Source organism: Streptomyces sp. NPDC058955, assembly GCF_042741435.1.
Lineage (GTDB): Bacteria > Actinomycetota > Actinomycetes > Streptomycetales > Streptomycetaceae > Streptomyces.
This window is the reverse complement of record NZ_JBHYKM010000118.1, coordinates 1-23,351: the sequence shown is the minus strand read 5'-3', so window position 1 is coordinate 23,351 and position 23,351 is coordinate 1. Positions and strand designations below refer to the sequence as shown.

At 74.2% G+C, this 23,351-nt stretch carries 21 protein-coding genes and 1 pseudogene; 6 read left to right on the top strand and 16 right to left on the bottom strand.

Going from position 1 to position 23,351, the window contains the following annotated elements:
* Positions 1–105: 105 nt before the first annotated feature.
* The gene (locus ACFW1I_RS31740) at positions 106–1,404 is read right to left on the bottom strand and encodes an acetyl-CoA carboxylase biotin carboxylase subunit family protein (RefSeq protein ID WP_384676408.1); all 1,299 of its coding nucleotides are present in this window, start codon (positions 1,402–1,404) and stop codon (positions 106–108) included.
* A gap of 144 nt (positions 1,405–1,548) precedes the next feature.
* Positions 1,549–2,760 carry a pyridoxal phosphate-dependent aminotransferase gene (locus ACFW1I_RS31735; RefSeq protein ID WP_384676406.1) on the bottom strand — a complete coding sequence of 404 codons (1,212 nt, stop codon included), beginning with the start codon at positions 2,758–2,760 and terminating at the stop codon, positions 1,549–1,551.
* Between the two features lie 107 nt (positions 2,761–2,867).
* On the opposite strand from ACFW1I_RS31735, the pseudogene ACFW1I_RS31730 reads away from it, so the two are divergent.
* Positions 2,868–3,290 (top strand): annotated as a pseudogene (locus tag ACFW1I_RS31730) (winged helix-turn-helix transcriptional regulator); the annotation flags it as partial.
* Between the two features lie 27 nt (positions 3,291–3,317).
* Here ACFW1I_RS31730 and ectB read toward each other — a convergent pair.
* From ectB to ACFW1I_RS31665, 13 genes are all read right to left on the bottom strand, one after another.
* Positions 3,318–4,568 (bottom strand): diaminobutyrate--2-oxoglutarate transaminase, encoded by a 1,251-nt coding sequence (gene ectB, locus ACFW1I_RS31725; protein ID WP_384676404.1) that lies wholly within the window; start codon positions 4,566–4,568, stop codon positions 3,318–3,320.
* A 55-nt stretch (positions 4,569–4,623) separates the two neighbouring features.
* A complete protein-coding gene (locus tag ACFW1I_RS31720) occupies positions 4,624–5,793 on the bottom strand; it encodes an amino acid:polyamine antiporter (protein WP_384676403.1) in 1,170 nt (389 codons plus the stop codon).
* Positions 5,790–7,073 (bottom strand): lysine N(6)-hydroxylase/L-ornithine N(5)-oxygenase family protein, encoded by a 1,284-nt coding sequence (locus ACFW1I_RS31715; RefSeq protein ID WP_384676401.1) that lies wholly within the window; start codon positions 7,071–7,073, stop codon positions 5,790–5,792. Before ACFW1I_RS31715 ends, ACFW1I_RS31720 begins: the two co-directional genes overlap by 4 nt.
* Positions 7,074–7,151: 78 nt before the next feature.
* Positions 7,152–8,264: an NAD(P)/FAD-dependent oxidoreductase gene (locus ACFW1I_RS31710; RefSeq protein ID WP_384676399.1), complete on the bottom strand. Its 1,113-nt coding sequence runs from the start codon at positions 8,262–8,264 to the stop codon at positions 7,152–7,154.
* Positions 8,261–10,234, bottom strand: coding sequence for a class I tRNA ligase family protein (locus ACFW1I_RS31705; protein WP_384676397.1), 1,974 nt, complete (start codon positions 10,232–10,234; stop codon positions 8,261–8,263). Before ACFW1I_RS31705 ends, ACFW1I_RS31710 begins: the two co-directional genes overlap by 4 nt.
* Before the next feature lie 42 nt (positions 10,235–10,276).
* On the bottom strand, positions 10,277–10,825 hold the full coding sequence (locus ACFW1I_RS31700; RefSeq protein ID WP_384676395.1) for a DUF3291 domain-containing protein: 549 nt from the start codon (positions 10,823–10,825) through the stop codon (positions 10,277–10,279).
* A 76-nt stretch (positions 10,826–10,901) separates the two neighbouring features.
* The gene (locus tag ACFW1I_RS31695; RefSeq protein ID WP_384676393.1) at positions 10,902–12,161 is read right to left on the bottom strand and encodes an NAD(P)/FAD-dependent oxidoreductase; all 1,260 of its coding nucleotides are present in this window, start codon (positions 12,159–12,161) and stop codon (positions 10,902–10,904) included.
* A gap of 68 nt (positions 12,162–12,229) precedes the next feature.
* Complete coding sequence (locus ACFW1I_RS31690; protein ID WP_384676392.1) at positions 12,230–12,934, bottom strand: rhodanese-like domain-containing protein; 705 nt, start codon at positions 12,932–12,934, stop codon at positions 12,230–12,232.
* Positions 12,931–14,544, bottom strand: coding sequence for an AMP-binding protein (locus ACFW1I_RS31685; protein WP_384676389.1), 1,614 nt, complete (start codon positions 14,542–14,544; stop codon positions 12,931–12,933). Before ACFW1I_RS31685 ends, ACFW1I_RS31690 begins: the two co-directional genes overlap by 4 nt.
* A complete protein-coding gene (locus tag ACFW1I_RS31680; protein ID WP_384676388.1) occupies positions 14,541–15,464 on the bottom strand; it encodes an alpha/beta fold hydrolase in 924 nt (307 codons plus the stop codon). The genes ACFW1I_RS31685 and ACFW1I_RS31680 overlap by 4 nt, the downstream gene beginning before the upstream one ends.
* A complete protein-coding gene (locus tag ACFW1I_RS31675) occupies positions 15,457–17,109 on the bottom strand; it encodes an amino acid adenylation domain-containing protein (protein ID WP_384676386.1) in 1,653 nt (550 codons plus the stop codon). The genes ACFW1I_RS31680 and ACFW1I_RS31675 overlap by 8 nt, the downstream gene beginning before the upstream one ends.
* Positions 17,106–17,585, bottom strand: coding sequence for a GNAT family N-acetyltransferase (locus tag ACFW1I_RS31670; protein WP_384676383.1), 480 nt, complete (start codon positions 17,583–17,585; stop codon positions 17,106–17,108). The genes ACFW1I_RS31675 and ACFW1I_RS31670 overlap by 4 nt, the downstream gene beginning before the upstream one ends.
* A 2-nt stretch (positions 17,586–17,587) precedes the next feature.
* Positions 17,588–18,064 carry a hypothetical protein gene (locus ACFW1I_RS31665; protein ID WP_384676382.1) on the bottom strand — a complete coding sequence of 159 codons (477 nt, stop codon included), beginning with the start codon at positions 18,062–18,064 and terminating at the stop codon, positions 17,588–17,590.
* A gap of 556 nt (positions 18,065–18,620) precedes the next feature.
* On the opposite strand from ACFW1I_RS31665, the gene ACFW1I_RS31660 reads away from it, so the two are divergent.
* Together ACFW1I_RS31660 and ACFW1I_RS31655 are read left to right on the top strand one after the other, a co-directional pair.
* Positions 18,621–19,895, top strand: coding sequence for an MDR family MFS transporter (locus ACFW1I_RS31660; protein WP_384676380.1), 1,275 nt, complete (start codon positions 18,621–18,623; stop codon positions 19,893–19,895).
* A gap of 107 nt (positions 19,896–20,002) precedes the next feature.
* Positions 20,003–20,221, top strand: coding sequence for a hypothetical protein (locus ACFW1I_RS31655; protein WP_384676378.1), 219 nt, complete (start codon positions 20,003–20,005; stop codon positions 20,219–20,221).
* A 21-nt stretch (positions 20,222–20,242) separates the two neighbouring features.
* Here ACFW1I_RS31655 and ACFW1I_RS31650 read toward each other — a convergent pair whose 3' ends face one another.
* On the bottom strand, positions 20,243–20,779 hold the full coding sequence (locus ACFW1I_RS31650) for an isochorismatase family cysteine hydrolase (protein WP_384676376.1): 537 nt from the start codon (positions 20,777–20,779) through the stop codon (positions 20,243–20,245).
* A 146-nt stretch (positions 20,780–20,925) separates the two neighbouring features.
* Here ACFW1I_RS31650 and ACFW1I_RS31645 point away from each other — a divergent pair, with 146 nt between their 5' ends.
* The 3 genes from ACFW1I_RS31645 (at position 20,926) to ACFW1I_RS31635 (ending at position 23,145) form a co-directional block, all read left to right on the top strand.
* On the top strand, positions 20,926–21,210 hold the full coding sequence (locus tag ACFW1I_RS31645) for a hypothetical protein (protein ID WP_384676374.1): 285 nt from the start codon (positions 20,926–20,928) through the stop codon (positions 21,208–21,210).
* 69 nt (positions 21,211–21,279) lie between these two features.
* Positions 21,280–21,825 (top strand): precorrin-3B C(17)-methyltransferase, encoded by a 546-nt coding sequence (locus ACFW1I_RS31640; protein ID WP_384676372.1) that lies wholly within the window; start codon positions 21,280–21,282, stop codon positions 21,823–21,825.
* 120 nt (positions 21,826–21,945) lie between these two features.
* Positions 21,946–23,145, top strand: a complete 1,200-nt coding sequence (locus tag ACFW1I_RS31635) for an MFS transporter (RefSeq protein ID WP_384676370.1) — start codon at positions 21,946–21,948, stop codon at positions 23,143–23,145.
* Positions 23,146–23,351: the final 206 nt, after the last annotated feature.

The following is a 23,351-nucleotide window of genomic DNA, read 5'->3' as shown; positions in this document are numbered from 1 at the left end:
GCCCCCGGGGGGCGGGGCGGCGGCGGGGGGCGCGCCCGGGGCGGGGCGGGGCGGGGGGGGGGGGGGGGGCGGGCCCCCCCGGGGGGGGGGGGGGCCGGGGGCGGGTCAGGCCGGGTCGGCCTCGATGGTCAGCTCGACGCGGTCCGTGTAGGCGCGGACCGCCGTGACCGGGTCGGCGTCCCAGGGCAGGTCCGCGACGACGTAGGCCGAGCGGCCGGACGAGTCGTGGAGGGCGCCGAGGCGGGAGCCGCGGGGGAGGCCGACCATGACCGAGGCGCAGCGGGCGGGCGCGTCGGGGGTGGTGGCCTCGACGAGGGGCCAGACGGCGTCGTCGGCGATCCAGGAGACCGGCTCGCCCTCGTAGCGGACGTCCGTCAGCCGGCCGGGGGTGTGCTCGACGAAGCGCTGCACGGCCCGGCGGGTGGGCGTCGGGTAGTCGGGGCGCACGCCGAGGGCGAGGTCGACGATGGCCGGCTCGATGGGGCGGCCGGTGGCGAGGTGCCACATCATGGTGATGGCGTCGCCGGGGAGCCGGGCGGCGATCTCCATGAGGACGGGCTGGCCGTCGCGCAGCCGGAACTCGGCGTGGGTGATGCCGCTGTCGAAGCGCAGCGCCTTGAGGATCGCGGCGTTGGCGGCGACGAGCGCGTCCGAGTGGGCGAGCGGCAGGTCCGCGGGGCTGGTGTGGCCGATCTCGGTGAAGAAGCGGCTGTCGTCCTCGTTGGTGAGCTTGGCGGTGACGCCGCTCCACAGGAGTTCGCCGCGGTGGACGAGGGCCTCGACGGAGAACTCGGGACCGGTGACCAGCTCCTCGACGAGGATCGTCTCGTCCGGCTCGTAGGCGGTGAGCGCGGCCCGCAGCTCCTCGTCGTTCTCGACCCGGACGACGCCCGAGCTGAACATCCGGCCGGCCGGCTTGACGACGGCGGGGTACGCGTCGGCGGCCGCGGACTCCCGCTGGTGGGGGGCGAAGGCCCGCCAGCCGGGGCCGTGGTCGCGCAGGACGACGCGCTGCATGACCTTGTCGCGGCAGACCCGGGCCGCCCAGGCGCCCGGGCCCGGCAGGCCGAGCGCGTCGGAGAGCACGCCGCACGGGTCGACGAAGACCTCGCCGCTGCAGATCACCCCGCGGATGTCGTAGTCGGCGATCCAGTCCTGCACGGACGCCAGGACACCGGCGATCACGGCGTCCGGGAACTGGCGGACGGCCCGGATCCGCGACAGCGGGTGGGCCGGGTCCTCGATGTGTCCGGTCAGCTTCGCCAGGTCGGTGGTGGGGCCGACGACGACCAGCGGCGCCAGCCCGCGCTCCGCGATGTCGGTGATCAGGCGGTGCTGGCGGGCGAGGGCCGCCAGGTCGCTCATGACGATCACGGCGGGCGGGCGTTGGCTCTGACGGTTCAACGGAGCTCCTCCGGTGGATGCGGATGCACGGTCGTGGAAGATCCAGCTTGCCCGGCCGTCTGGCGCTCGGTCTGTCGATACGTCAATTCGTGGACCCGTACGCGGGATTGGCCGGAAATCCGCGTTCGGTGGCCACGTCGGGGACTACTGGCGGTAGGTGGAGAGGAAGCGGCCGATGCGGCTGATCGCGGTCTCCAGGTCGTCGGCGCGCGGCAGCGTGACGAAGCGGAAGTGGTCCGGGCGGGGCCAGTTGAAGCCGGTGCCCTGGACGATGTGGATCTTCTCGCGCAGCAGCAGGTCGAGGACGAGCCGCTCGTCGTCGACGATCTTGTGCACCGCCGGGTCGAGCTTGGCGAAGGCGTACAGGGCGCCCTTGGGCTTGACGCAGCTCACGCCCGGGATCTCGTTCAGCGCCCGCCAGGCCACGTCGCGCTGCTCGGTGAGCCGGCCGTTCGGCAGCGTCAGGTCGTGGATCGACTGATGGCCGCCGAGCGCGGCCTGGACGGCGTACTGTGCCGGCACGTTGGGGCACAGGCGCATGCCGGCCAGCATGGTCAGGCCCTCCAGGTAGTCCGTGGCCTGCCCCTTGGGGCCGGACACGACCAGCCAGCCGCTGCGGAAGCCGGCCACCCGGTAGGACTTGGAGAGGCCGTTGAAGGTGAGGGTCAGCACGTCGTCGCTCAGCGCGGCCAGGCAGTGGTGCTCGGCGTCGTCGTAGAGGATCTTGTCGTAGATCTCGTCGGCCAGCACCATCAGGCCGTGGCGGCGGGCGAGGTCGAGGATGCCGTCCAGGAGCTCCTTCGAATAGACCGCGCCCGTCGGGTTGTTGGGGTTGATGACGACGATGGCCTTGGTGCGGTCGGTGATCTTCGACGCGATGTCGTCGAGGTCGGGGAACCAGTCCGCCTCCTCGTCGCACAGGTAGTGCACGGGCCGGCCGCCGGCGAACCGCACCACCGCGGTCCACAGCGGGTAGTCGGGCATCGGCACCAGGACCTCGTCGCCGTCGTCGACCAGCGCCTGCACGGCCATCTGGATCAGCTCGGAGGCGCCGTTGCCCAGGTAGACGTCGTCGACGGTCACGCCCGTGACGCCGCGCTGCTGGTAGTACTGCATCACCGCGCGCCGGGCCGGCAGGATGCCGCGGGAGTCGCTGTAGCCGTGCGCGTTGGGCAGGTTGCGGATGATGTCCTGGAGGATCTCCTCCGGCACCTCGAAGCCGAACGGCGCCGGATTGCCCGTGTTCAGCCGCAGGACGCTGTGACCCGCCTCCTCGAGGGCGTTGGCCTGGTCGACGACCGGGCCACGGATCTCGTAGCACACGTCCTTCAACTTGCTGGACTGTCGAAACGTCATCTGCGGCCTCCCGACCGTCACTGTCACCGTCATCCGCGCCGCTGTGGCTGCTTCGTTCTACCAAGTACCCACTTGGAAAGTCCAACCTTTTGGCTATGCTGGCCACCATGCCACGCCGAAGCTACGACCAGTACTGCGCCGTCGCCCGAGCCCTGGACGCGGTGGGGGAGCGCTGGAGTCTGCTGATCGTCCGGGAGCTCCTGAACGGCCCGCGGCGGTACACCGACCTCCACGCCGACCTCCCGGGCGTCTCCACCGACATCCTCGCCAGCCGGCTCAAGCAGCTGGAGGGCGAGGAGCTGGTCGAGCGCCGCCGCCTGGAACGGCCCGCCAACGCGACCGTCTACCAGCTCACCCCCCGCGGCGCCGAACTGCGCCCGGTCGTCCAGGCCCTGGCGCTCTGGGGCCTGGACGCGCTCGGCGACCAGCGGCCCACGGACGCCGTCCGCACCCACTGGTTCACCGAACGCGGCCCGGCCGGCGAGGCCGTGCCCGGCCGCGCCCCCGACGGCGAGGCGGTCGCGGCCGTGGCGCCGTGACGGCACCGGCCGGGAGGCTCAGCCGCCCACGGTCGCGGCCACCGACTCCGCCAGGACGCCGAGGCCCTCGGCCAGTTCCTCGTCGGTGGCGGTGAGTGGCGGCAGCAGCTTCACCACCTCGTCGTCGGAGCCCGAGGTCTCCACGAGCAGACCGCGGGCGAACGCCGCCTCGGCGACCCGCCGGGCCGCGTCCGACTCCCGGAAGGCCAGGCCCCACGCCAGGCCGCGCCCGCGCCGGGCGGACACGTGCGCCGGGTACCTCCCGGCGAGGTCGCCGAGCCGCTCCTCGAAGAGCGCGCCCCGCACCTCGGTCTGCTTCTCCAGCGCGCTGTCCGCCCAGAACTCCCGCAGCGCCGCCGCCGCCGTCACGAAGGCCGGGTTGTTGCCGCGGAAGGTGCCGTTGTGCTCGCCCGGCTGCCAGACGTCCAGCTCCGTGCGGAAGAGCGTCAGCGCCATCGGCAGCCCGTACCCGCTCAGCGACTTGGAGAGGCACACGATGTCCGGGGTGATCCCGGCGGCCTCGAAGCTGAAGAACGGCCCGGTCCGCCCGCAGCCCATCTGGATGTCGTCCACGACCAGCAGGATGCCCCGCCGGTCGCACAGCTCCGCCAGGTCCGCCAGCCACGTGTGCCCGGCCGGGTTCACGCCGCCCTCGCCCTGCACCGTCTCCACGATGACGGCGGCCGGCAGGTCCAGGCCGCTGCTGCGGTCGTCGAGCATGCTGTCCAGCAGCTTCAGACCGGACACCTCGCCCCCGGCGAAGCCGTCGTACGGCAGCCGCCAGGTGTGCCCGAGCGGCACCCCGGCACCGCCGCGCTTGGACGCGTTCCCGGTGACCGCGAGCGAGCCCAGCGACATGCCGTGGAAGGCGCCGGTGAAGGCGACGACCGTGTGCCGCCCCGTCACCTTCCGGGCCAGCTTCAGCGCGGCCTCCACGCTGTTGGTGCCGGTCGGGCCGGGGAACTGCACCCGGTAGTCGAGCCGTCGGGGACCCAGCACCCGCGCCCCGAACTCGCGGAGGAAGTCCTCCTTCGCCTCCGTCAGCATGTCCAGGCTGTGCGTGATCCCGTCCCGCTCCAGGTAGTCGAGCAGCGCCCGCTTCAACACGGGATGGTTGTGGCCGTAGTTGAGGGCGCTCGCGCCCGCGAAGAAGTCCAGATAGACGCGGCCGTCACGGTCGGTGAGCCGGCTGCCGCGCGCCCGGTCGAAGACCACGGGCCAGTTCCGGCTGTAACTGCGGACCTCGGATTCGAGGCGGGAGGCGTTCATGAGGGGTCTCCTCGGAGAGGGGGGTGGAAAGGTACGGAGGAACGGCCCGGCCCGCTCAGGCACCGGACAGGAACGGAACGGCGAGCACCGCCAGGCCCACGAGCACGGCCAGCAGCAGCGCCCCGGCGGACCGCAGCAGCGGCCCGCCGTGACGTACGGCCGCGACGGCGCCCAGCGCGTACCCGACCAGCGCCGCGGCGGCGGGGCCGAGCAGCAGCAGGGGTACGCCGCCGTCCCGCGCCCCCGCCCAGGCGAAGGCGCAGCACGCCGCGCCGACGGCCAGGACCAGTGGCGGGGCGGGCTTCCGGCCGGCGGCCCCGCCGGGGCGCAGCCGCGCCGCGATCCGGGCGGCCGTGCGGACGTTGGTGAGGACGTACGAGGTCAGGACGACGGCCGTGGCCACGGCGAGCGCCCAGCGCGCCGGCGCCGCGACCGGGGCACCGGCGCCCCGCCCCTGGACCGCCGCCAGACCCAGACAGGCGACCGCCACGCACGCCGCCCCCAGGAGCACACCGGCGGCCGTGCGCCGCGGCCCGGCCCCGACCGCCGGGACTGCCCCGGTGACGGCCTCCCAGCCGACCCCGGCGAAGAACAGCGCCGCGAGCGCCAGCCACAGCGCGCCCGGCTCCGAGAACCCGGACGGCGCCAGTGCCGTCCCCGGACCCGGATCGGCCGGCCAGAACCAGACGGCGCACGCCAGCGCCAGGACCCCGGCCGCCCACGGACGCCACCGCAGCCGCGCCGCCGGCGGCGCCGACGGGGCGAGCGCCCCTGCCACGCCCACGGCGAGCACCCCGAGGGCGAGCGGCAGCCCGTCCGCCCCCGCCGCCGGCGGCGCACCGTCGGCGGCGGTCAGCAGCGCGGTCGCGGCGAACCAGGCGATCGCGGCCTGCCCGGCGGTGAAGGCGACGGCGAAGACGCCGTCCACCGTCCGCTCCGCCCAGGTGCCGAGCAGCGCCCCCACCGCCCCCGCGAGGGAGACCGGGCCGAGCCGCGCACGGACCAGCTCGGCCAGCACCAGGGCCACCGCGCCGCCCAGCAGGACGTGCGCCGCCCAGACGAGGAGACCGGCCCCGCCCGCCAGGGCCGTGACGACCGGCGGCATGACCAGCAGCCCGGCACCGAGCACCCCGCCGGCCACCCGGCCGGCGATCGCCCGCCCGGGCCGCGTCGCCGCCGCCCGGTCGCCGGTCGCCGTCCCCGGGGCGTCCGGAGGCTCCGTCACGGGAGGCGCTTCCGGAGGCTCTCCGCGATGACCTTGGCCCGCAGCGACAGCAGGCTGAACGAACCGGCGTCGCCGATGCCGTGGCTGGACTCGCACAGGCCGTTCAGGAAGAGCGGCGGCGTCCCCGGCTCCACCGGCCGCACCTCGTAGTCCTGCCCGACCGCCAGATGGCCGTGGGCGTCGAAGGCGAACTCCTCCGCCACCCCGCGCATCAGCGCCGGGACCCGCTCCTGGTGGGCGGCCGGGCCGAGGTCGCGGAACCCGGTGGCGAGCACGACGAAGTCCGCCTCGTGCACCTCGGACTCTCCGGTGTTCAGCTCGTCCACGCTCATCCGGACGCCGTCCTCGCCCACCTCCAGGGACCGCACCTGGCGGCTGCCGCTGACGAACACCCGCTGCTCGCCGTCGAGCCGCTGCTCGTAGATCAGCCGGTACAGCTCGCGCAGCACGTCGCCGTCGGCGGACGAGTAGTTCGTCAGCCGCATGAACCGGTCGATGGCGTCCTTCCGCTCCCGCGAGGCCCCGTAGTAGTAGTCGGTGAAGCCGGGGAAGTACCCCTCCTCGCTGAACGGGCTGGTGTCCTTCTCACGGAGCGTCAGCGACCTCACGAGCGTGGTCACTTCGGCCCGCGGATAGCGCCGGGCCAGGTCCAGGGTCAGCTCCACCGCGCTCTGGCTGCCGCCGACCACGGTCACCCGGCGCGGCACCACCCCCGCCTCCTCCAGCTCCCGCAGGGCCGGCAGGTACCGCGTCAGATGGAAGACGCGCGGCGAGTCGACCGCGTCGAAGGGCTCCGGGACGTACGGGGCGCGCCCGGTGCCGACGACCAGGGCCCGCGCCCGGAGCGTCTCCCCGGCGGAGGTCGTGACCGTGTAGCGGGGCCCGCCCTCGGCGTCCCGGCCGAGCGTGACGCCGGTGACGTGGGTGTCGTAGTCGACGAGCCGGTCGAAGTGGCCCGCCGCCCAGGTCACGTACTGCGCGTACTCCTTGCGCAGCGGGAACTCCATCGGGAGGTTGAGGTGGTCGAGCAACCGCCCGTTCTCGAAGAGGTAGTTGATGAAGGAGTACCGGCTGCGCGGATTGCGCAGCGACACCAGGTCGCGCACCGGGTGGTTCTGGATGTCCGAGCCGTCGAGCATCATCGCGCTCTGCCAGGACGGCCCCGGACGGGCCTCCAGGAAGCGGATGTCCAGGTCGTGCCCCTCTTCTTCCAGAGCGATGGCCAGGGCCAGGTTGGCCGGCCCGAAGCCGATGCCGAGCACGTCGTGGCAGCGGATCACAGTTCCCCCTTGACGAGAACGGATAGGAGTCGTGCAGCGGGGTGCGCCGGGTGGCGGCGCGTCGGGACGGACGCCGGGTCAGGCGCCGGTCAGGACCGCGTCGGCGATGCGGCGGCCGGCCTCCGGCGCCGTCTTGACGCCACCGCCGTTCCAGCCCCGGACCGCCCAGACGCGCGGCACGCAGGTCCCCGTGAGCAGCCCGGACGCCGGGCCGTCGCCGTCCGGTGCGCCATAGGCGTCGGCCGCGCGGATCGTGTCGAGGTACGGCGCCGACGCGAGCCACGGGAAGTGGGCGGTGAGCGCGGCGACGGTCGCCCGCGCGTGCCCGGGGTCCGGCGGCGCGCCGACCGGCGCGTCCCAGACGAGGTGCGGCATGCCGATCAGCGTCCGGTCCGCGCCGATCGGCTTGGCGTACAGACCGGTCCGCAGGTCGACGAAGGTCGCGTGGGCCGGCACGTCCGGGCCGCGCCCGACCACCCCGACCTGGATCGACCGGGAGCGGACCGGCGCGGCCGGCCGCAGCCCGGGCGCCGGGTCGGCCGCCCACGGCCCGACCGCCGACACGACGGCCCCGGCCAGGACCGTGCCCGCGCCGGTGACCACCGCCGGGCGACCGCCGCGCGCCTCCACGGCCCGCACCGGCAGCCCGCAGCGGACGACGGCGCCGTCGGCGCGCGCCTGCTCCAGCCAGTCCGCCGTGACCTCCGCCGGGGCGACCCAGCCGGCCTCCGGCTCGACCAGCGCGATCCCGCCGGCCAGGCCGACGCCCGCCGCCTCGGCGGGCCCCGCCACCACGTGCGCCGAGGTGCCGAGGGCCGCGTTGATCCGCTCCGCGGCCGCCCGCAGGGCGGCCTCCCGGCCGGGGTCGGCGACGGTCACCGCGCCGACCGTACGCAGCGGGGCCCGCCCCGACGCCCAGCGCCCCGGGTCCCGGTAGGCGGCCAGACCGGCCACGGCCAGCGGGGCGATCGCCGGATCGGGGTCGTAGGCGCGGACCATGCCGCCGGAGGAGCCGGTCGCCCCGGCGGCGCCCGGGCGGGGCGCCTGCTCCAGGACGACGACGGTCGCGCCCCGGCGGGCCAGGTGGTGCGCGACGGCGGCGCCGGTGATCCCGGCGCCCACCACCACGACGTCCGCCACGGCGGGAAGCTCCCCGCGGCCGGCGGGACCGGTCGGGTCGGCGTCGCTCACGATCGCCCGCTCGCGGCGGGGACGGCCGCCGCCGCGCGGGCGGGCGCGGGCGCCGCGCACCGGGTGCCGGAGGGCAGGAAGGACCAGTCGGCCTCGCGGACCGGCTCGCCCGGCAGGCCCAGCCACGCCCAGACCCGCTCGGCGAGCCCCGGCGTGACCGGCCAGGCCAGCGCGGCGAACACCTTGGCCGCCAGGTACTCCAGCGCCAGGCTGGTCCGGGCCTCCTCCGCGAGGGACGGGACCTGCCGGGCCACCCGCTCCGTCGCCCGGAACTCGGCGCAGCGCCCCACGAAGGATTCCAGCAGCTCGACGTAGCCGCGCGCGCTGAACGCCTCCGGCAGGACCAGGCCGTCGAGTTGACGGGTCGCCAGGTTCAGGTACCGGTAGAACTCGCGGTGCGCGTCCGTCCAGGCGCCCGTCCCCGGCACCACGCCGTCGCCCTTGGCGTCCAGCTCCGCGAAGCCGTCGAGCCAGGCGTGCGCCGCGAGGTACAGCGGGTCCTCGGTCAGCCGGCCGGCGCGCTCCTCGGTGATCCGGGTGACGCGGCCCTCCGGGGCGTCCCGCAGCAGCGCGAGCCGCACCGCGTCCGGTCCCGACGCGGCGAGCGCGTCGTCGGCCCAGACGGCGTGGCCCCGGCTGGTGGAGAACTTCTCGTCGCCCAGGTGCAGGAACTGGTTGGTGACGAACGCCGCCGGGAGGTGCTCGCCGAGCCCGGCCGCGAAGGCCAGCACCGGCAGCAGCACCGCGTAGTAGAAGCTGTTGTCGTAGCCGAGGAAGAGCGCGATCCGGGCCGGCCCGCCCTGCTCGGCCTCGGCCGCGGCCGCGTCGAGGAAGGTGAGGGCGAGGTCCGCCCAGGCGTCGAGCGCCCGGCCCTCGCCGAGGTCGACGCCCCACTCGGCGGTCCGGGCGAGCCGGTAGGGCGGGAGCCCCTCGTCGAGCAGCCGCTCGACCAGGATCCGCAGGTCGGGGGCGGCGGCCGTCACCCGCAGGTACTCCCGCAGCTCGTCCGCGTAGGCGTTCAGATCGAGCCAGAGCGCCCGCTCCGGGCGGGTGACGGCCGCCGTGCCGCAGATCCGGCACCGGACACCGGTCAGCTCCCGGGCCTCGTTGGGCCGCCCGCACGCCTCGCAGATCTCCCCGTCGCTGGCGGCCGCGCAGTGCGCGCAGGCCCCGCGGGCGAACGCCTGGTGGAGCGACAGGTCGCAGCTCGGGCAGTACGCGGTCGGCCGCTCCTCCTCCCGCACCGCGGGCGACGCGGCGACCCGGTCGAGCAGCGCCCGGATCCGGTCGGCGTGCCCCGGGTCCCCGGCGGGCCGGGTGAGCCGGTCGACGCCGATGCCGGCCGCGCGCAGGGTCGCCACGATGGCGTCGCCCTCGGCGGTGGCCACGGCCGCCGGGGTCGTCCCGTTCAGGCGGGCGGCGGCGGCCACGTACGACTGGTGGTCGTCGGTGCCCGTGACGTACCGGGCGTCGCGGCCCGTGCTGCGCAGCGCGCGCACCAGCAGGTCGGCGCGGACGTACGGGCCCGCGAGGTGGCCCAGGTGGAGTCCGCCGTTGGGCGTGGGCGGCGGGCAGAACACCAGGGTGCGGTCGGCGAGCCGGTCGCGCGGGGGAGCCTTGTCCAGGACGGCGACGGCGCTCGGGATGTGCTCCCAGTACACCGAGACCAGGTCGAACGGCTCGTCGTGGTCGTTGCGGATCTCGTGGAAGCCGAACGGCGACAGGTAGCAGACGCTTCCCGGCCCCAGCTCGCGCTCCTCGTCGCCGAGCACGACGACCGCCCTGCCGGCCAGGACGATGAACATCTCGCCGTCCTGGTGGGCGTGGCGCTTCGAGACGGTGTGCGCGGGGACGCTGCCGAAGACGGAGCCGAACGGCAGCCCCTCGATGTCGGTCGCGGACAGCATGGGTTGCAGGTTCATCTCGTACGACCAGCTCATCGCCGACCGGTCGAAGGCGCGCGTGATCAAGGGGACCCCCTGGTGGAGTGGGAAGGGACGGGCGGGGCGGCGTCAGGAGCCGCGTCGCTCGGCGGCGCCGCGCAGCCGCGCCGGGGCGCCGTCGGCGTCGAACGGCGAGCGGAAGGAGAACGCGAACGGCGAGGGCCCGTGGTCGTGCAGGTGCTCCAGGCGGGCGCAGGCGTCCGCCCAGGTGGGGACGGTGTCGTCGGAGACCCACCAGGCCGCGTACGAGGGCCACTGCGGCTTCAGGAACCACTCGTGCCGCCGGCTCAGCGTGGAGCGGTGCAGTCCCGCGTAGACGAAGCCGAGGACGGAGTCCAGGTCGGTCCAGAGGGAGAGGGTGGAGGCCCGGCTGTCGGTGTCGTCGGTCCGGCCGCCGGTGTAGAAGCGGGGCACCTCGAACTTGCCCCACGCCCCCCAGTCCCGCTGGAAGTTGGTGAGATGGCTCTGGCCGGGGTCCTCCTTGGCCCGGGCGATGAAGCCGGGGCTGCGTTCCGCCTCCTCGAAGGTCGGCGGCGTCAGGTCGTCGAACTCCTGGACCTCGGGGTTCCCGTACGGCTTCTTCAGGATCGCGAACGTCGTGAACGCGACACGCGGCATCGGTCGGTGTCCTTCCCTGGTGGGTTTCCGGTGGATGTCCCGGTGGTGGGGGGTGAGGGACGGGGATCGGCGGGCGCTACTTCCGCGCACCCGAACCGCGGGCCATCAGACCGCGCATGAAGGCCCGCTGGAACTCGGCCGGCATGATCATGCGCCCGGTCAGGGCCAGGTACTTCGTGGCGAGTTCCGGGTCCGCGCAGATGGCCTCGAACATCCGCTTGCGGGTGGCCTCGTCCTTCCCGACGAGCGAGTCCCCGCAGATCCCCTCGGCGTGCGGCAGCAGGTTCTTCTCGAACGCCTGCCGGTAGGCGTCGAGTCCGTCGCGGACCCCGGCCGCGTCCAGGTCGCGGCCGGCGAACGAGTCGGCCAGCAACTGCGCGGTGAGGAGGGCGAATCCGCAGCCGACGCCGCTCATCGCGTCCAGCGACAGGGCCGCGTCGCCGACGAACGGCACGGAGCCGGCCACCGGCCGCCGGATGAGGCTCGGATAGTCGTTGTAGCCGAGCAGCGGCCCCTCCGGGACCGCGTCGGCCACCGAAGGCGCCTCCGCCAGCCCGTCGAAGTACTTCAGGAACTCCTGCATCCGGCCCTCGGAGCCGCCCCGCCACCCCTCGACCCGCGCCTTGTCCGCGAAGAGCACCAGCTCGGTCCTGCCGTCGACGAGCGGGTAACTGCACGCCAGGTCCTGCTCGTTCATCACGAAGACCGAGCGGTTGTCCGCCGGTGCCTCGATCCCCCTGAAGTAGCCGAAGAGCGCGGCGCGTTCGTTGGGACGGCTCTCGGCCTCGTTGCCGAGCAGCCCGGCCAGCCGGGAGCGCCGCCCGTCCGCCGCCACCACGAGCCGGGCCCGGTACCGCCGCTCACCGGCCCCGCCCCGCGTGCGCACGACGGTCAGGCCGTCGGCGTCCTCCTCGACGCCCTCCACCGAGGTGGCCTCGGTGAACCGGACGCCGTGCCGTCGCGCCGACTCCCGGATCGCCGGGTCGAGCACCCGCCGTTCCAGGTTGAGCGCGTACGAATCCGGCTGCTCGGGGTCGTATCCGGTGCCCGGCGTCTCGACCACGCCCCCGGGCGTCACGAACACGGCCTTGGTCGCCACCGACCAGGACGGCTCGCGGAGATGGGCGAGCCCGAGGGCGTTGAGCAGCGGCACCGTGTGCGGCTGCACGAAGTGGGTGCAGAGCTGCTTGTGGTACTCCTCGGGCGTCGCCCGCTTCTCGAAGACCGCCACCCGGTACCCCATGGTGGCGAAGTGGACGGCGGTGGCGCAGCCGGCGAGGCTGCCGCCCACCACCGCCACGTCCAGCGGCCTGTCGTCGTGCTCCTCGGTGCTCACGGGTCGGCTCCCCGGTTCTGGAAGGGACGGACGGACGGTCGTGCCGGTCGGCTCCGGGCCGGCGGCGGTCAGCACCCGCAGCCGGCGTGGTGGGTGTGCTCCGGGGCGGCGTGGCCCTCCGTCGGGTGGCCGTCCCGCTTCCACCAGTCGAGGCCGCCGATCAGCTCCTTCACCCGGAAGCCCGCCGTCGCCAGCTTGATCGCCGTCTTCGTGGAGGCGTTGCAGCCGATCCCGTCGCAGTACGTCACGTACAGCGGCGCCCGGGAGAGCCCGGCCAGCGAGTCCTGGGAGATCGACCGGTGCGGGATGCTCACCGCGCCGGGGATGTGCTCCGCCGCGTACGACTCGTCGCTCCGCCCGTCGACGACGACCAGGTCCTGGCCGGCCGCGAGGGCGTCGCGGAGGTCCGCCGAGTCGATCTCGTACGCCAGCTTGGCCTGGTAGTAGGCGAGTTGGTCGTTCTGCTCGCGGGGCTCGGCGGCGGCGGTCTCGGCGGCGGGCCGCTCCTCCGGGCCGCCCAGGAACCGGCCGGCGATCGCGTACAGGTCGCCGAGGGTGCTGGGGGTGACGAGGGAGTCCGCGTGCTCGCCCAGGTCGACGCCGGCGTCCTCCAGGAGGGTGACGAGGACGCTGATGGTGAGCAGGGAGTCCAGGCCCAGGGTGTTGAGCGGGGTGGCGTCGGGGAGCGGGGCGAGGTCCACCGGTTTGCCCAGCGCCGTCTCCAGGTAGGCGGCGACCTTCTCCTTGACCGGGTCGTTCACCGCTGTGGTCATATCTCCTCCTTGTCGGCGTCGTCGAAGGGCTCGACGACGCCATCGGCCGACATGTCGTGGTACGGGGAGGACGGGCTCAGTTCCGCCGTGGTGAGCCCCTGGATCAGCCGCTCCGGGTCCGGTTCCCGGCCCGGTGCGGTCCGGACGAGCACGGCCGGGCGCAGCGCGGCGGGCAGGAGTCCGCGCAGGTGCTCGGTGACGTCGTGGAGCCTGCGCCGCTCCTTCACGGCGACGACGAGGGCGACGACGTCGCGGCCGGAGCGCCGGACGACGGCGGCGGTCGCCCGCTCGACGCCGGGGCAGCTCAGGGCGGCCCGCTCGATCTCGTGGAGGTGGGTGCGGCGGCCCGCCAGCCAGGTGATCCGGTCGTCGGCGTGGCGGCGCAGCACGAGGACGCCGTCGGCGTCGTACGCGCAGACGTCCCCGGTGCGGAACCAGCGGGTGCCGTCGGCCTCGACGACCAGCCGGGCGGTCTCCTCGGGCTGGTCGAAGTAGCCGCGCATGACCTGGGGGCCGCCGATCCAGAGCTCGCCCTCCGCGCCGGGTCCGTGGACCTCGGCCCCGTCCCGCACGAGCTTCGCGCGGGTGCCCCGCAGGGGCCGGCCGACCGGGCAGGGCGCCGCGCTGCCGTCGGCCCCGGTGTCCTCGACGTCCTGTGCGCGGACGGTGTGGGTGAGGCCGAAGATGGTGGCCTCCGGCGGGCCGAAGGCCTGTACGAGACGTAGTCCGGGGAGTCCTCGGGTCCAGGCGCGCAGGAGGTGCGCCGGGCAGACCTGGGCCCCCGTCATCACCACGGCCAGGTCGGGAAGTCTCCCCCGGTCGAGGTGCCGTCCGTCGTCGGTGACGAGGCCGAGCAGCATGGTGACGGCGACGAGGTGGGTGATGCGCTGCCGCGCGAGGGTGGAGCGCAGGACGGCGCCGGCCGTGAGGCCGCGGAACTGGTGGACGAAGGCCCCCACGGACAGGGGGAGCAGGGTGTCCAGGAGGGACACGTCGAAGTGGAACGGGGAGAGGCTCAGCACGCGCGAGTCGGGCGTGAGGCCCAGCACCTCGTTGTGGGCGGTGAAGTGGGCGGTCAGGCCGGTTGCGGTGATCTCGGCGCCCTGCGGCTCTCCGGTGGCGCCGGAGGCGAAGACGATGTACGCGATGTCCTCCGGCCCGTGGGGCACGGTGGTGTGCGGGGCGGCGGGACCGAAGAGGACCGGGACCAGCGCCTCGCCGTCGAGCATCGGGATGCCGGGGAGCACCGGCTCCCGGCCGGCGGGGCTGATCACGGCGGCGGGCCGGAGCCGGTCGAGCAGTCCGTCGAGCCGGGGTCCGGGCTCCGCGGCGTCGACGGGGACGTGGACGGCGCCGCGCTTCCAGATCCCCAAGATGATCATGGGCATGACAGGGCGGGTCTCGGTGAGGACCACGACCCGGTCGCCCGGTCCGACCCCCTGCCCTTCCAGCCAGGCCGCGATCCTCAGGGCGCCCTGTTCGAGCTCGGCGAAGGTGTGCCGCACGCTGCCGTCGTCGATCGCGACGCGGTCCGGCCACCGGCGGGCCGGACCGGCCAGCAGATCGCCGAGGGCGGGCGGCGGAACCGCGGCGTCGTTGTGTGCGGTCACGAGCGACCCCGTTCGTCGAGAGGACCAAGAGGAAAGGCGGTCCGGGCGATCTCGGCGACCGCGCTCCCCGCCGAGGCCAGCCGGCCGGCGTACAGGCAGAAGTCGTGCGGGAGCCCGGGGAAGTGGAGGTGCCGCAGGCCGGGCGAGCGTGCGGCCGTCAGCTCCGCCCAGGCGATCCCCTCGTCCCGGAGGACGTCGCATCCGGCGGTCACGATCGAACAGCCCGGCAGCCGCGCCAGATCGCTCTCCGGCAGCCGCATCGGATCGAAGTCCCGGGCCGAGAAGAAGGGGTCGAGGAAGGACGTGAAGGTCCGCATGGCGTCCCGGTCGAGGAAGTGGCCCTCGCCGAAGGCCCGGTAGGACGCCCGCTCGGTCCGCAGGTCGAGGACGGGATAGAGGAGCACGATCCGCGCGAACGCCCCGGGCAGGACCCGCAGGCTCAGATAGAGCGCGATCAGCCCGCCGACGCTGTCTCCGGCGAGCACCACCGGACGGTCCGTCAACTCCCGGCACCGGGCGGCGATGTGGTCCGCCAGCCGCTCCACCGACTCCTCGACGGTGTGCTCCGGCGCCTTCGGATAGTCGAACGCCTCCACGGGCGCCCGGAGGGTGCCCGCCAGCGTGCGTAAGAAGGGCTGGAAGACGTCGGTCGAGTAGTAGACCATCCCGCCGCCGTGGATGTACACGACCCAGGGGCTGTCCGGGTCCTCCCGCGGGGGGCGGACGGTGACCGAGTGCGCGCCCCGCTCGACCGCGGCGCCGTCGGCCGGGTCGACGGCGCCGCCGAAGCGGGCGATCCAGCGCTCGGCGTTGGCCCGGTCCTCCGTGAGCGACCCGGTCGACGCCCGTACCGCCATGATCCGGCGGGCGGCGGCCAGCCGGCCGAACTCGGGGTGGAGCGCCGTCTCCGTGTCAGGCATGGCCGTCCCCGTCGACGGGCTCGACGTCCCCGGCCGGGGTGAACGCGAAGCGGGTCGCGCCCGCCTCCCGGGCGGCCTCGGCGAGCCGGCCCATGAGCAGCTTCTCGTCCGTCTTGCCCGTCGAGGAGACGCTGAGCTCGGGCGACCAGGCGACGACGGTCGGCAGCATGTACGCGGGCAGCAGCTCGGCGAGCCGCTTCTCCGCGGCCGCCACCGCCGCCGGGTCCGGCGCCATCACCACCAGGGCGATGACGTCGTGGCCCAGCCGGGGGATCAGCGCGACCGCCGCCCGCTCGACACCGGGGCAGCTCAGCACGGTCTGCCGGATCTCGCCGAGGTGGATCCGGCGGCCCGCGAGCTTCACCTCGTCGTCGTTGCGGCCGCGGAAGACGATGTCGCCGTTCCCGTCGTACGCGCAGAGGTCGCCGGTGCGGTAGTAGCGGACGCCGTCCACCTCGACCACGCGCCGGGCGGTCTCCTCCGGCATGCCGTGGTAGCCGCGCATCACCTGCTCGCCGCCGATCCACAACTCCCCGACACGGCCCGGCTCGTGGACCGGCTCCCCGTCGTCCACGATGCGCGCCGCCACCCCGCGCAGGGGCCGCCCGATCGGATAGGCGTCGACCCGCTCCGGGTCCACCCGCACGATCTCGTGGGCGACGCAGACGATCGTGGCCTCCGTCGGCCCGTAGACGTTGATCACCCGGACCTCGGGCAGGCCGTCCTTCCAGACGTTGATGACGCCGGGGTCGCAGACCTCCGCGCCCGTCATCACCATCTCCAGGCACGGGAAGTTCTCCCGGGTGACGTGCCGCCCGCCGTCGGTGATCATCGTCAGCAGCGTGGAGACCGCGATGAGATGGGTGATCCGCTCGCGGGTGATGACCGCCCGCATCACCGCTCCGGCGTGCATCCCGCGGAACTGGTGGACGTACGCGCCGAGCGACAGCGGCAGCAGCGTGTCCTCGATCGACACGTCGAAGTGGAACGGCGAGAGGCTGAACACCCGGGACGCGGGGGTGAACCGGAGCACCTCGTTGTGGTTCCCGAAGTACGCGACCAGGTTGGCGACGGTGATCTCCACGCCCTTGGGCTCACCCGTGGAGCCCGAGGTGAAGATGATGTACGCGCTGGAGCCGGGCCGGTGCGGCACGGTCGGCCACTCCCGCGCCGGGCCCGCGAGGACCTCGTCCAGTTCCGCCCGGCCCGCCCAGCGGACCCCGTCGGCGACCGGCGCCCGGTCGTCGAGGGCCAGCGCCATCCGCGCGTCGAGCCGGCCCAGCAGCCCGCGCAGCCGCGGTTCCGGGGCCGTGCCGTCGAGGGGCACGTAGACGGCGCCGCACTTCCACACCGCGATCGCGAGCACCGGCATCAGCGCGCTCTTCTCGGCCAGGATCGCCACCCGGTCGTCCGGGCCCACGCCGTTCCCGGCCAGCCAGGCCGCCAACGTGGCGGCCCGCTCCTCCAGTTCGGCGAAGGTGAGGCCGAGCCGGCCGTCGTGCAGGGCCGCGCGGTCCGGCCAGTTGACCGCCGCCGCGCGGACCAGGTCGCCGAGCGCGGGCACCGGAGCGGCCCGGTCGGCCGGGTCGACCGACCACGGCGGCAGCGGGGCAGGCGGGGCCTTCGGTTCGGGCGTCTTCGTCACGAGCCGTCACGCATCCCGACGTCGTAGGTGAATCGGACCTTCTCCTTGGACCGGGCGCCCATCCGCGCGTAGAAGCCGATGCCCGACGCGTTGTCCCGCGGCGTCTGCCACTCGGCCCAGCCGCACCCCTCGGCCCGCGCGAACTCCCGCAGCCGCTCCAGGAAGACCCGTCCGAGCCCGAGGCCGCGGTACGCCTCCTGGAGGTACAGGCAGTCCATGTGGGCGAACCGGGCGGCGCTCCAGGTGGAGAAGTCGACGGTCACGGTCATGAAGCCGCAGGGCGTCCCGCCGTCCAGCGCGAGCCAGCCGTACACCGCGGGCCGCTCGCCGAAGAACGCCGAACGCCAGCGCTCCACCTGGCCGTTGTCGTCGAAGTCCGCCTTCTCGTACTCCGCGTGCTCGACGCACAGCGCGAGCAGGGCGTCCAGCTGGTCCGGTTCGATCCGCCGGACCTCGATGTCGTGCCGTGCGGTCACCCTCACACCCACCCCGAGAACGTCGTGTCCAGATACGCGTCGACGGCCGTCCGGTCGACGCTGCCGCGCGCGAGCACCGTGTTCACCCAGGCGTCGCGCTCGAACTTCACGACCTCCAGCTCCCAGACGCAGGCGATCAGGTCCCGCTGGGCCAGGGGAGCGAAGACCACGTCCCCGTCCGCCCCGGCGACCGCGCCGCGGACCCAGTGCTTCAGCATGTCGGCGTCGTACCACTGGCTCACCAGCAGATACGTTCCTTCGGCCCCGTGGTGCAGGATCAGGAAACCTGCCGGATGGTCGCCCTCGCCCGGCGGCCCGCTCAGCACCGTGGCCGCGTGCCGCTCCAGCCACTCCGGCTTCGGCAGCTCGCCGGCCCGCTCCGGATCCGCGAACATCGCGTACGCCTTCAGCGTCCGCCCGTTCACGTGCACCGGCGGGAGCGCCCGCACCAGGCGCGGTGTGTAGGTCAGAGGGTTCATCCGGCGGCGTTCCCCGTCCACGGGTCCCGCTCCATGTCGATCACGTGCCCTTCGCCTCCCAGCTGTCATGGTTCAGCGGTACGGAAGTGCATGGAACAACGCAGAGAACTGTCCTGCGCGCCGCCGGTGCCGGAACAGGGCCGGCCGGGCGGTTCGAACGGTCTGACTGATCCTCATATGTCGCGGTACATCCACGCATGGGACCGGTGCGCGAAAGAGATCATAGGGACGGAGGCGGCGCAGCGAAAGACCCCGCTGACCTCGTCGTTTGCGCGACACGCCGACAACTCTCAAAGGCTTGCGGTCGCATGTGCGTTCTGCCCGCAGAACAAGGTAGCGCCCGGGGGAGAACACCGGCACTCTTCCGCGGAAAGGATCCCCGACGCCCCGGCGACCCCCCTTCACGGACGGTTCACGCGGCTGTCCGAGAGGCGCCTGGCGCGTTCCGGCCTTTCGCGGAACCGCCCCGGCCGGTATTCATTCGGTGTTCGGACCGACGGAACCCCGGCCCCGTACCGTCCGCCCCGTCCGACGGCGTCACGACGAAGGGACACCCATGCCATTCCGGCCACTCACGAGGGCGCGCACCTCCTTCGCGGCGACCTTCGGCGGGCTCCCGTCCGGCTTCTGGTGGCTCTGGACCGCCCAACTCGTCAACCGCGCCTGCGGGTTCGTGATGCCGCTGCTCGCCTTCTACATCACCGAGGAGCTGGACCGCAGCGCGGCCTTCGCCGGCACCGTCGTCGCCGGCATCGGCGTCGGCTCCCTCCTCGCGGGACCGTTCGGCGGCGCCCTCGGCGACCGGTTCGGCCACAAGCCCACCCTCGTCGGCGCCCTCGGCGCCACCGCCGTGAGCATGATCGCCCTCGCCTACGCCCGCTCCCCGTGGGCCCTGCTCGTCGGCGCCTTCGTCGTCGGCGTGGTCAACAACGCCACCCGGCCCGCCCACAACGCACTCATCGCCGACGTCATCCCCGGCAAGGACCAGGTCCGCGCCTACTCGCTCAACTTCTGGGCCATCAACGTCGGTTACTCCATCGCGATGCTCTCCGTCGGCCTCGTCTCCCTCGTCGGCTACACCGCGCTGTTCTGGCTCAACGGCGCCACCACCCTCATCGGCGCCGTGCTGATCGCGACCCGCGTGCCCGGCCGCGCCAAGACCGTCGCGCCCACCGAGGCCGAGGAGGCCGAGGGGTTCGGCGCCGTCCTGCGCGACCGGAGCTTCGTCGCCTTCGTCGCCGCCCAGTTCCTCGTCCTCACCATCCTGCTCCAGTCCGAGAGCGGACTGCCCATCGCGATGGGCCAGGACGGATTCTCGCCGAGCACCTTCGGACAGGTCGCCGCGCTCAACGGCATCGTGATCGTCGCCGTCCAACTCCCGCTCACCCGGCTCTACAAGCGCTTCCCCGAGTCCTGGGTGCTCGCCGGCTCCTCCGCGCTGATCGGCGTCGGCTACTCCGTCCTCCTGCTCGGCCACTCCGCCTGGATCTACGGCGCCTCCATCATCGTGTGGACGCTCGGCGAGATCGGCAACACCCCCACCAGCTTCGCGCTCGTCGCCCGCATCTCCCCGGACCACCTGCGCGGCCGCTACCAGGGCCTCTACCAGGTCGCCTGGACCGGATCCGCCGTCGTCGCGCCGCTGGTCGGCGGCTGGGTGATCCACACCTGGGGCGCCGCCCCCCTCTGGCTCGGCTGCCTCGTCGTCGCCGTCGCCGCCGCGGCCGCCCAGCTCGGCATCGGCACCCGCCTCACCCGCCGCGTCGCCGCCCGGGAACACGAGGAACAGCCGGAACCCGCCAGGACGGCCCCCGCCCCCGAAGCCGGCTGACCCCGGCCCCGCCCCACGGCCGGCCGACCCGGCGACCCGGAGGGAACTCCTCCGGGCGCCCGGCCGTCCTCCCCACCAGAAGCGGCGTGCGACCCGAGCGAGGTGCCATGCGGACGAACGACCCGACCATCCTGGAGACGACCCTGCCCGACGGCCGGAGGATGACGCTGTCCCTCCCCGCCACCGGGGCCGGCTGGGCCGCCGACGGCCTCGCCGCACTGCGCCCGGTGCGCCCCACCCACACCGGCCGCGGCGAGGAACCGCCCGCCCTCCCCGAGCGCCCCGCGCTCCCGCTGGAGGTGGCCCTCCTGGGCTTCGGCATCTGAGCGCGAGCGAGCGGGAGGCGGTCAGAACGTGACGTCGGCGGCGTCGACGATCCGGCCGCCCATGTTCCGCTCGATCATCCGCAGCGCCGCCCGCGCCAGGTCCTCGTGGATGTGGGCGACCGCGTCCCGGGGCACCGTCACGTCCAGATGCCGGATGTGCGCGTCCAGCGCCGAGTAGAGCACGCACTGCTCGGTGACCTGCCCGGTCAGCACCAGCTCGGTCACGTCCAGCGAGCGGAGCAGATACGCCAGCGGCGTCTCGTAGAACACCGAGTGCCGCGCCTTGACCACGAAGAGCGCCTCCTCGTCCGGCCGCACCGGCTCGACCAGGTCCGGACGGCGGCCCGCGAGCGCCAGGTCCAGGATCTCCCCGTGGTGGGACCGCCACTCGCCGAAGTTGTCGTTGGCGTACACGACCGGCACCCCCGCCGCCCGCGCCCGCCGCAGCAGATCCACGATCGCGGGCAGCGCCGCCGCCACGGACGGCACCAGCCGCTCCGCGTCCTCGTGCGCGTACGTGTTCAGCATGTCGATCACCACGAGCGCCGAGCGTGCCATGGCCGGCCACCGTCCTCCTCCGCGTACCGCTCCCTCCGGCATACCGGCACGGCACCCGGAGCGCATCCGGAGCGGGTGCCGTCCCCGGCCCGGCGTGGTGTGCTGGTGGAGAGGGGCGGACCGTCGCCTCAGGAGGAGGAAGGATCATGGCGATCCTCGTCCACGCCGTCCTCGACGGAGTCACCACCGACCAGTACGACACGCTCAACGCCAGACTCCAGGAGATCCCCGGGATCTTCGACGGCTGCCTCTCCCACGCGTGTGTGGGCACCGACAGCGGCCTGGAGATCTTCGACGTCTGGGCGAGCGAAGCGCAGATGAAGGCGTTCGGCGACAAGGTCGTGCCCCTCGCCACCGATCTCGGCTGGGGAGACCAGCCCCCGCCCCGGACGGCGGAGATCCACAACTTCTGGGCGCCGGGCGCCGCCTGACCGGACACGGAACGATCACGTCCGGGGGGCGGCCGACGGCCCGCCGGCAGCGGCGGCCAGGATGGCGGCATGCGCCGACACCTGCCCCGCGCCGCCGCCGGCGCCGTCCTCCTCGCCGCACTCGTCACCGGCTGCGCCGAACCCTCCGCCGACCCGCGCGCCGGAGCGACCCCGTCCGGAGAAGGGATGCGGTTCTGCCCGGGCCCGCAGGAGCCGCAGCTCCCGCCCGGCACGCCGTGCGTCCCGCAGGACCCCGCGAGCAAGTACCGGGAGAACCACGCCTACCGCCAGGAGACGGAACTCACCGAGGCGGAACGGGCCGGCGCGCGGGGCCGGGCGGAGCGGCTCGGCGCCGTCCTGCGGAAGCTGGCGACCGGAAAGCCCGGGGAGACCGAGGTGCGAGCCGCCGTCGCCGCCGCCCTCGACCTGAGGCCGAACGACGTCGAGTACCGCGTCGGCGCCCAGCGCGGGCCCACGATCCAGAACCTGTCCGTCGCCGGCGGCCACGGAAAGGTCTGCGTCAAGGGCGAGATCACCGACACCGCCACCATCACCGCCGAGGTCTCCGGCCGCACCCTCGACGGCACCTGCCTGCCGGGCCTGGGCGGCCACTGACGGACGACGACGCCCACCCCCGTGCGACCCCCGCGCGCGTGGGCCCGGCGTACGACAACGGTGTGGCCGGTCCGTCGTGCTGCCCGGGCCCGCGGCGCCGGGCGGGTTACGGTCGCCGGTATGGCCGGTGATCGACGCGGGTGGCTGCCCTGTCTGCTCGGCGGGGCGGTGTTCGTGGTGTGCATGGCCGGCACCACGCTCCCGACCCCGCTCTACCCCCTCTACCAGGAGGAGTTCGGCTTCTCCGAACTCACCGTCACGGTCGTCTACGCCGTGTACGCCTTCGGGGTCATCGGCGTGCTGCTCCTCGCCGGCAACGCCTCCGACACCATCGGCAGGCGCCCCGCCCTCCGCTGGGGCCTCGCCTTCGCGGCGGCCAGCGCCGTCTGCTTCCTGTGCGCCGACGCCCTGGGCTGGCTGTACGCGGGCCGGCTGCTGTCCGGACTGTCCGCGGGCCTGTTCACCGGCGCCGCCACCGCGTACGTCCTGGAACTCGCCCCGCCCGGCGGCACCGCCCGCGCCACCCTCGTCGCCACCGCCGCCAACATGGGCGGCCTCGGCTGCGGCCCCCTCCTCGCCGGGCTCCTCGCCGAGTACGCCCCCGAGCCGCTGCTGCTGCCCTTCGCCGTCCACATCGCCCTCGTCGGCGTCTCCGCCCTCGTCCTCCAGTGGCTGCCCGAGACGGTGACGGACCGCCGGCCCCTCAGCGCCGTACGGCCCCAGAAACCCGCCCTCCCCGCGCGCGTGCGGGCGGTGTTCGTGCCGGCGGCCGTCGCCTCCTTCGTGGGCTTCGCCCTCTTCGGCGTCTTCACCTCCGTCAGCCCCGCCTTCCTCGCCCGCTATCTGCACGTCGACAACCACGCCGTCAGCGGCCTCGTCGTCGCCCTCGCCTTCTTCGCCTCCACCGCGGGCCAGGTCGCCGCCGGGCGCGTCGGCGCCGACCGCTCGCTGCCGCTGGGCTGCGCGGTCCTCTTCGCCGGCCTCGTCCTGCTCGCGGTCGCCCTCGCCACCGACCACCTGGCCTTCATCGTCCTCGCCGCCCTCGTCGGCGGCACCGGACAGGGCCTCGCCTTCCGGGCCTCGCTCTCCGCCGTCGCCGCCGCGTCCCCGCCCGACCGGCGGGCCGCCGTCATCTCGTCCCTGTTCGTGGTCGCGTACACCGGCATCTCGATCCCCGTGATCGGCGTCGGCCTGCTCGCCGACCCCCTCGGCCTGGAGGGCGCGGGCCTGGTCTTCATCGCCTGCATGCTGGTCCTGGTCGCCACCGCCGCCACCTACCTCCTCCGCCGCACCCCCACCCACGCAGACCCCCCACACTGACGCGCCCCCGCCCCGTTGCGGCCCACCGCCCCGCTGGGACGGCGCCCACCCCCCGCCCGGGGCGCCGCCGTCTCGTTGTGGGCAGTTGTCCCGCTGGGGCGGTGCCCACCCCGGGCCCGGCTGGGGGCGTTGCGGGCGGCCGCCGCCGTTTCGTTGTGGGCAGTTGTTCCGCTGGGGCGGAACGGGTGGGCACAACGGAACGGCAC

What these genes read in the sequence shown, in the direction of transcription:
- ACFW1I_RS31635 (WP_384676370.1), top strand. Translation starts at nt 21,946, where the DNA reads ATGGCCGGTGATCGACGCGGGTGGCTGCCCTGTCTGCTCGGCGGGGCG.
- ACFW1I_RS31645 (WP_384676374.1), top strand. Translation starts at nt 20,926, where the DNA reads ATGGCGATCCTCGTCCACGCCGTCCTCGACGGAGTCACCACCGACCAG.
- ACFW1I_RS31665 (WP_384676382.1), bottom strand. Translation starts at nt 18,064, where the DNA reads ATGAACCCTCTGACCTACACACCGCGCCTGGTGCGGGCGCTCCCGCCG.
- ACFW1I_RS31700 (WP_384676395.1), bottom strand. Translation starts at nt 10,825, where the DNA reads ATGCCGCGTGTCGCGTTCACGACGTTCGCGATCCTGAAGAAGCCGTAC.
- ACFW1I_RS31690 (WP_384676392.1), bottom strand. Translation starts at nt 12,934, where the DNA reads ATGACCACAGCGGTGAACGACCCGGTCAAGGAGAAGGTCGCCGCCTAC.
- ACFW1I_RS31650 (WP_384676376.1), bottom strand. Translation starts at nt 20,779, where the DNA reads ATGGCACGCTCGGCGCTCGTGGTGATCGACATGCTGAACACGTACGCG.
- ACFW1I_RS31660 (WP_384676380.1), top strand. Translation starts at nt 18,621, where the DNA reads ATGCCATTCCGGCCACTCACGAGGGCGCGCACCTCCTTCGCGGCGACC.
- ACFW1I_RS31735 (WP_384676406.1), bottom strand. Translation starts at nt 2,760, where the DNA reads ATGACGTTTCGACAGTCCAGCAAGTTGAAGGACGTGTGCTACGAGATC.
- ACFW1I_RS31655 (WP_384676378.1), top strand. Translation starts at nt 20,003, where the DNA reads ATGCGGACGAACGACCCGACCATCCTGGAGACGACCCTGCCCGACGGC.
- ectB (WP_384676404.1), bottom strand. Translation starts at nt 4,568, where the DNA reads ATGAACGCCTCCCGCCTCGAATCCGAGGTCCGCAGTTACAGCCGGAAC.
- ACFW1I_RS31640 (WP_384676372.1), top strand. Translation starts at nt 21,280, where the DNA reads ATGCGCCGACACCTGCCCCGCGCCGCCGCCGGCGCCGTCCTCCTCGCC.
- ACFW1I_RS31680 (WP_384676388.1), bottom strand. Translation starts at nt 15,464, where the DNA reads ATGCCTGACACGGAGACGGCGCTCCACCCCGAGTTCGGCCGGCTGGCC.